6 protein-coding genes and 1 pseudogene are annotated in these 7884 nt (G+C 27.0%); all 7 read right to left on the bottom strand.

Annotation, left to right across the window (positions count from 1 at the left end):
- Positions 1-372: 372 nt before the first annotated feature.
- Entirely contained in the window at positions 373-939 is a 567-nt protein-coding gene (locus tag K0040_RS19340; protein WP_228110350.1) for a 50S ribosomal protein L25/general stress protein Ctc, read from the bottom strand.
- 634 nt (positions 940-1573) lie between these two features.
- Positions 1574-2242, bottom strand: a complete 669-nt coding sequence (locus K0040_RS19335) for an ABC transporter ATP-binding protein (protein WP_228110349.1) — start codon at positions 2240-2242, stop codon at positions 1574-1576.
- A 30-nt stretch (positions 2243-2272) separates the two neighbouring features.
- A complete protein-coding gene (locus tag K0040_RS19330; protein WP_228110348.1) occupies positions 2273-4579 on the bottom strand; it encodes an ABC transporter permease in 2307 nt (768 codons plus the stop codon).
- Positions 4580-4715: 136 nt separating this feature from the next.
- Positions 4716-6098: a sensor histidine kinase gene (locus tag K0040_RS19325; protein WP_228110347.1), complete on the bottom strand. Its 1383-nt coding sequence runs from the start codon at positions 6096-6098 to the stop codon at positions 4716-4718.
- A pseudogene (locus K0040_RS19320) lies at positions 6092-6776 on the bottom strand (LytR/AlgR family response regulator transcription factor). Before K0040_RS19320 ends, K0040_RS19325 begins: the two are co-directional and overlap by 7 nt.
- A gap of 277 nt (positions 6777-7053) precedes the next feature.
- A complete protein-coding gene (locus tag K0040_RS19315; RefSeq protein WP_228110346.1) occupies positions 7054-7677 on the bottom strand; it encodes a DUF421 domain-containing protein in 624 nt (207 codons plus the stop codon).
- A gap of 125 nt (positions 7678-7802) precedes the next feature.
- Positions 7803-7884: IS3 family transposase (locus K0040_RS21190; RefSeq protein WP_331476281.1), on the bottom strand; the 82-nt coding region annotated here is incomplete at its 5' end.

The following is a 7884-nucleotide window of genomic DNA, read 5'->3' as shown; positions in this document are numbered from 1 at the left end:
TTCTTTTTTATTTTTCATTTTAATACCTCCAAAAGTTTAATATGAATATTATTCCAAACTTACCAATTTTACATACAAAAAAGACTGTAGGTAAGTTTGTTTTACACAAATCTACCTACAGTCCCATTATTTCTAAAAAAAAACACCTTTTTACAAGGTGTACTTGACATGCAATTAAATTGGAATTACATTCAAATTAAGGCATGGATACATAATTTTCATATCCATGCCTTAATAAACTTATCATAGAAAGCTATTTACATAAAAAACTTCACAGTCTCCCTAAAAAACAGAAAAGAGCTTTTCATGTGTTTACACAAAAGTGCACAACAATCCAAGCTCTTTCCATTATTATATGTTTTTAATATTTATTTACCCTTCAACAGCTGTAGTAGCGTGACTTATTCTTTCGCTTACACGCAATACAATACTATCTGGATCAACCTGTAATTCAATTTTGTCACTATTTAGTTCAGGAATTTCTCCAACAGTTAAAACAGCGCCTGCCTTCATTCCATCAACATCAATAGTTATAGTATCAATCATATCTTTAGGTAGAGAAGCATATGGGATTTCAAGATGTATTCTCTCCAGTATGCCTGCGATTTTATCATCATTGATAACAATGATATGAATTACACTGTTAACTTTTTCGTCTGCAGTTAGCGCTTGAAAACTGATATGTAGAATTTCATTGTTAACTGCATTCAAGGATTTTTCCTTAATTTGAACCGGTAATGTTTTCCCGTCAATATTCATCATCACTTTACTGCCTTCACGTTTAAGGCGTATCAATTTGCGTGCAACGGTTTCTTCCATTTGAATAGAGATTGATTCTGGCAAAGAACTACCAAACACATCTCCAGGAACCAATCCGAGTCGTCTCATTTTTTTTGCCTTTAAATTAAAATCACGTTTTTGAACATTAATAGTTTCCATTTTGTTTCCTCCAAATTGTTTTATAATATATGCTTAATTGCAGCGACGTGCGTTGCAATGAAACAGGCCATAGAAGTGAGGCTTTTTTTGCTGTTTGTCGCAGCTTACCTCCAATTATCTTTATATAATGCATTGTTGTTTTCCTTAAATTGCTTCATTTCATTAATATTAAACTTGATTTCCAAAAGCAGTTCAAAGCAAAAATTCAAATATTTTTTCCTATAACTTAATATTTCCTTACCAAATTGATAAATATCCTTTCGAACCCTATAAAAAATTTGCTTCGCTCATATCGCCAACGAGATGCCTTCGCTACCGCTTCAGGCAACTCCGTTGCTTAAAAACACATTTTTTACATTTTCTAAATGAATTAATAATACATAATTTCAGAGCTTATTAACAGTGAAAATCGAACTATAATTTCCTAATATGTAAAAAAGAAGAGCTCTTTATACAACGCAATAAGCGCAATACCAAAAGCCCTTCTTTTAAAGACGGTTCTTTTTTATTCACAATGTTTTATTTTATTTACAATCAAGTATAGTATATAATAGTTTCCATTGAAAATCAAGGATAGCATTTTCCCTTTCTTATACACTCGCTTGAAACTGTTTATAAATTGGCAAAAAACATATTAACTACACACAACCTTTCCATCACTAATAGTAATAACACACTCTGCACTTTTAGCAATTTCATCATTATGCGTTATCATAACAAGAGTCTGATTGTACTCCTTAACACAAAACTTCAATACATCAATTACTTCTTTTGTCGTCTTGCTATCCAAACTTCCTGTAGGTTCATCTGCAAATATAACCGACGGCTTGTTTGCAAGAGCCCTAGCAATAGCCACTCTTTGCTGCTGACCACTAGATAGTTTATTTGGGAATTTCTTAACTTGAGATTTTAATCCTAATTTATCTATCAAGTTATCTATATAATCTTTATCAACCTTATTGCCACTAAGTGAAATAGGAAGTATTATATTTTCATAAACATTTATAACTGGTATTAAATTAAAGCTTTGAAATATAAATCCAAACTCTTCTCTTCTTATTTTAGATAATTTATCATCATTTAAAGTATATAAATCCAAATCATTCATAAATACTTTCCCATCAGTTGGCTTATCAAGCCCTGCCATGCAATGTAGTAAACTACTTTTTCCAGATCCACTTTGACCAATTATAGCTGTAAATTTATGAGGTTCTATTTCCAAATTAATTTTATCAATAGCTTTAACTTCACTATCACCTTTTCCATATATTTTTCTTAAATCTATAGTTTTTAAAGTTTTCATATATTTTCCTCCAAATAAAATAAATATTTTTTAGTCATTATCTTTTATTCCATCAATAATATTCATATTTTTTAAATCTCTACTGCTTGTCATAACTGCTATTAAACACACAGCAACAGTTATTATAAAAAATAATATGGATTCCTTAACAGGGAATGCAAATGACATAAAGCTATCTATGCCGTAGTTTTTATAAGCATTATTATTCCAATTTACAAATTTAGTTAAGTTTGCAACAGATGGAATTAAAGCAATTATAAAACTCAATAGGGCATATGATAAAGCTTCAAAAGCAATCATCTTCTTCATATTTTTCACGCTCATTCCTAATGCTCTAAGCGTTAATATTTCCTTTTTTCTTATTAATAAGTTTGTTTTTATTGTACAGAAAATATTAATTCCTGCTATTATTAAAACCAATGTTATTGTTGATATTTGTGTCTTCATATAATCTTTAATGGAATTTTTTTGCATTTCATTGAAACTTAGTTTACTTTCAAATTCAGATAATTGAATACTGTTAGAAACTTCTTCTACTTTTTTATTTACAGCTTTATCACTAGGATTTACTAAATTTATACCTAATTTAGTGTACTTTTTCTCCCCAATAAGGTCTTTAGCATGATTGTTAGAAATGATAACTTCAAAATTTCGTCCTAGGCTACCATCTCCCTTAGACATCCAGTCTGATTTTAAAATTGTACATACCCTTACTTTGCTTTCTTTATATACTGTTTCATTATCTTGGGTTGTTGGAACTCTTATAGTTAAAATGTCTCCTATTTTTAAGTTCGTAAAAACATTCTTCTTATTACCTGGATCATTTTCATCATAAAAATAATTATATACTGCCACATTTGCATAATTATTTGTTACTTTACCCAAGTCATTTATATTTCCTTCTTGTACAAAGTTTTTCAATGTGCTGTTTATATAGTCATTTCCATATAATTTAAAATCCATTTCATATTCCATTTTATTTTTTTCTTGTGATTGACCTATATTTGTAAAATTTTTATTTACTTCATAATTTTTATAATCAAAAAATCCTTTTGATACTTGTACAGCATTTATATTTTTTACACCATCTATATTTTCTAATTTGTTTACATCATTATCAGTATATTTCACCACATCCAAATCAGAGTTTATTCCAAATCCTATGGTAATATCATATCTTTTTTGCATGTTTGCAATTTTATCAGTTACCTCATTATGCATGCTAGAAAATGTAGTTAAAAATATATATCCCCCCAGGGCAATTGATATTATAGATATAAGTGCTCTACTTTTATTTCTTCCTATATTCTTAAGTCCCACATATGAAAATGCCACACCAAATATAAGTCCCAGTATTATACCAAGAGTAATTATAATTATACCTTGATACATTATCATTCTTCTAACGCTTCTTTTATTTGCACCTATTAATCTAAGCATGCCCATTCCTTCTATAGTTTCATTTAATGTAATATTAAAAAGATTAAATACAAAAATAGCTGCTGTAATTATAATTAAGATTTCTCTTTTCAAAGCTCCTGGATCTTCTTTTTCTATTTTTTTATCCATTAATTGGCGTACAAGAGGCATGTTTGGTGTATAACCAACTTCTTTTAAATTATTTTCTCCTATTATTCTATTAGCTTGTCCATCGATATTTTGCCAACCACTCTTTAGGTTCAGCACACTATTGTAAGTGATTATATTTTGTGGAATTACATTGTTTTTTTCACTATTTCCATAGGTAAATGCTTCAAACGGAATACTAATGTCATAAAAGTCGTAAAATCCTTCTGGCTTTTCTATAGTTCCCACAAGTTTGAATTTTTTATCTTCAGTATAAATTTTATCGTTTCCTTGTGAATCTTTATATTTCTTTTTAATTTTAAAAGTTAAAGTTGTATTTAGCTTATTTGATAAATTCATTGCTTCTAGAGCATCTTCTTCCATTACTAATTCATCCTTGTTCTTTGGAAGTCTACCTTTCGTAAGTTTTCCAGACTTACTCTCCATATAATTTTTATCTGCTGATTTTAGTGGAAATGAATTTCCTTTTTCATCTACTATGTTTCCTAAGTTTTCAACTGTAGTAATCTTTTCTACATCTCCATCTTTGCTAACTTTTTCAATATCAGATTTTTTTAAGTCACTAAACTCTAAATGATATCCTCCATAAAGTTTGTATATTGCCTTAACATCATTATTAGCCTGAGACTCCTTTATAACACTTGTTCCAAATATTAAAGATACGCCTATAGCAACGCCTAGTATCAATAATAAAGTTCTCAGTTTATTTTTCTTTAAATATGCCATGGACATTTTCAAGTATATTCCCATATAATCCTCCTTATAATACTTTTTAATTTTTCTTGCCCCTTAAAATACTTATATACGCAAAAAGGATGTTATCTTTTGCTATTAAAAGATAACATCCTTAGTTTTTAGTATCAATATATATGCCCCAAATGGTAGGTTAAAGAACCCAACTGTCAGTATTATGATTAAGTGGTATATATATATTTAGTGTAAATTTGTCTTTTTCGTCTTCAAATAATATTTCTCCTTCATACCTTTCTAAAGAAGATTTAATGCTTTGAATTCCTATTCCATGTTTGAATTTATCTATTTTGTCTGTCAAAAATATATTCTTATTAGCTTTAATATAATTAACTTTACTGTTTTCGCATTTCAACACAAAATAGGATTTTGATATGGTTCCTTTAATTCTAATATGTTTATTAATATTATCATCATGAATTTTATCACAGGCTTCTATGGCATTGTCTAAAATATTAGCAAATATACTAGATACATCCATAGGTTTTATAAAATTAGCTTTTGAAAAATTTATATCACAAATAAATTTAATTCCCTTTTTATTACATAGTTCATTTTTTTCATTAATTATAATATCCAGGATCATATTTCCTGTATTATAAATAGATTTAAATTCTTTAATCTCATCTTTTAAATTGTTTACATACTCACTAACTTCTTGACTATTACTTTTAAGATTGTCTATGTCACTAATATGATTATTTATATCGTGATAAAGCTTTCTAACTTTCATATGAGATTCTTTAACACTTAAATAATGTTCATATTGCATATCTAGTTTATTTTTCATTATTTCATTTTGTGATTTTATTTTATTGTCCTTTATTACTTTTACAAACAATAATACAAGAACTATACTACTTGCTAATATTAATTTGGGAGTTACAATATAGTCGAGTAAATGCCGTTCTGAAGTCAGAGCAAGTCTTGCAAATTTATTTGATATATAAATTACTATTATAGTAGTTAAATTAAACATTAAGGCTATAGACAGATATATGTAATTTCTTTTATCACTATTAAGTAATTCCAAATATTTATTAAGGTTCTTAGTTATTAAATAGGCAAATATATAAATAAATATAATAAATACATAACTATATATATCAATTTTTGTACAATCAAAATAAGGTACTAAAAGGGACTTTTCAGATGATACTGCAGCTCCTGTAATTATTAAGAACATATTTCTACTTACAAGATCTCTAAATAATAAGTAGTAAACATAAAATAAATAAAAGAAAGTTGTATATTTTACATATCCTATCTTATAAAAATACTTATAATAAATTGCCCCTAAAACAAATACTATCGCCGTAATAATATTATAAGCGTAAACATCTTCCACACTAAATAATTTAGTTAATTTAGCTATAATGTATATGAAAAACAATAAAATAAAAAATACAACTTTTCTTCTGTCAGCTTTTTCTTTGTTATAAGTTAATACACCATTTAGTATGATTAAAGGTGTAAGTATAGATAAAATTAAGTATAGCTCATATACAATGTTTAACATATTTCTTCACCCATAAACCTTAAAAACTTTTCCTTAACCTCTTATACCTATATCTACTAATAGGTACTTCTTCTCCACTTTCCAATATGGCAGTATTTGATTTTATGTTTTCCACATAAGTTAAATTAACTAAAAAACTTTTATGGCACCTTACAAATTTGTCTAGATTTAAGTCCTTCTCTACTTTTTCTAAGTTATACCTTACATGGAAATCCTTATTTATTGTATGTATTAACATATCCTTTTTTGAACTTCTATATATGTTATTTCATTTGAATAAATCTTGTAAGTATTAGATTTATTCTTTATTAAAATATAATGATTTTTATTTTTTTCAATTTCATTAATACAATTTAGAACATGCTTTTTTAATTCTTCTAATTCTATTGGTTTTAGCAAATATCCTTCTTGCACATAATCTATTAAAGAAGTAATAAAAATTATTTCCATTTTACTGTCCACTTCTCTAATCTTTCTTGCCGTCTCCATTCCATTTAGTTTACCCATTTGTATATCAAGAAGTAAAATATCTATATCTTTAAAATTAGCTTGTAATAATTCTTCTCCACTAATATATTTTTCTATTTTATATTCTCTATTTTTTAATAGATTCTGAAGATGGCTTTCTATTAAATCTTGGGTTTCTTTTTCATCTTCACAAATTCCTATCTTAATCATAAGTTCCTCCTTATACACAATTTTTATTTTCCTTATTTAGCATAACATTTTTTGCTTATTTATATCAATTATTCTTTCTACGATCTATTATTGTAATTCTAACATTGATTTGTGTTGTCTAAGAAACAGATTAAAATCCATAATAAAAAAGCCACGAAGGTAAAAACTTCATAGCTTAATTTAGAATTATTTATAATATAGGCGTAGTAGGAATATTTCCATTCTTTAAATATATATTAACTTTTTCTGAACTATCAATATATGCAAGTAAAACATCTTATAGATTTTCAATACCTTTGTTCTGTAATTGTTTTTTTAGCCATTTATTACTCTTTCCTATGGATTTTAAATGATTGTCTAGTATTTTCCCATCAATAATAAGATTTACACATAGGCCTTTATAATCAGTTTTAATATTTAAATCCTTTGATGTTAATGGCTTGTTAATAGACTTAAGCTGAATACTTAGATTCCCACTTGTCTCCAAAATAGCAAACTCAATATCTCCTATGTCGAATACATCTTTTAACCTACATTCTTCAAGCAAGTCATTAATATTCATCTTAGTCTTTTTTAATCTACCTTCATTTATTTTACCGTTTTGAATTAAAATAGTAGGTACTCTATCTAATATTCTTCTTCCTAGATAACTCCTTAAACTAATAATAGAAAGAAGTATAGGAAAAAGAGCATAAATAATCATACCTGTTATGCCTTGTATATATGTAATGGAATCATTTACAGCTAGTTCTGCGGCTATTGAATCAATTGAAATACCTACAACATAATCAAATAATGTTAGTTGTGATATTTGCTTTTTACCCATAATTTTTGTTAGTACAAACAATATACTTACTGATATTATGGATTTTAATGATACTTTAAATATTTCATCTATCACATTTACACAACTCCTTATCTATACTATATTTTTTCTTTATCATCAAAACTTATACAATAAAAAATGTAGTTACTAAGCTTTTATAAAATGGACCCTTTGTCAAGGACACTAGAAAAAACGACTGGCTAAGCCGTCATTAAAAGTTGACTTCTATACTTATTAGGAGTCAGCTTTTTTAAATTCCATTGACATCTATAATTATTGTAA

It is taken from the genome of Terrisporobacter petrolearius (assembly GCF_020748185.1).
Taxonomy (GTDB): Bacteria; Bacillota; Clostridia; order Peptostreptococcales; family Peptostreptococcaceae; genus Terrisporobacter; species Terrisporobacter petrolearius.
The sequence above is the reverse complement of the archived record's forward strand: the minus strand, read 5'-3'. Positions and strand labels throughout refer to the sequence as shown.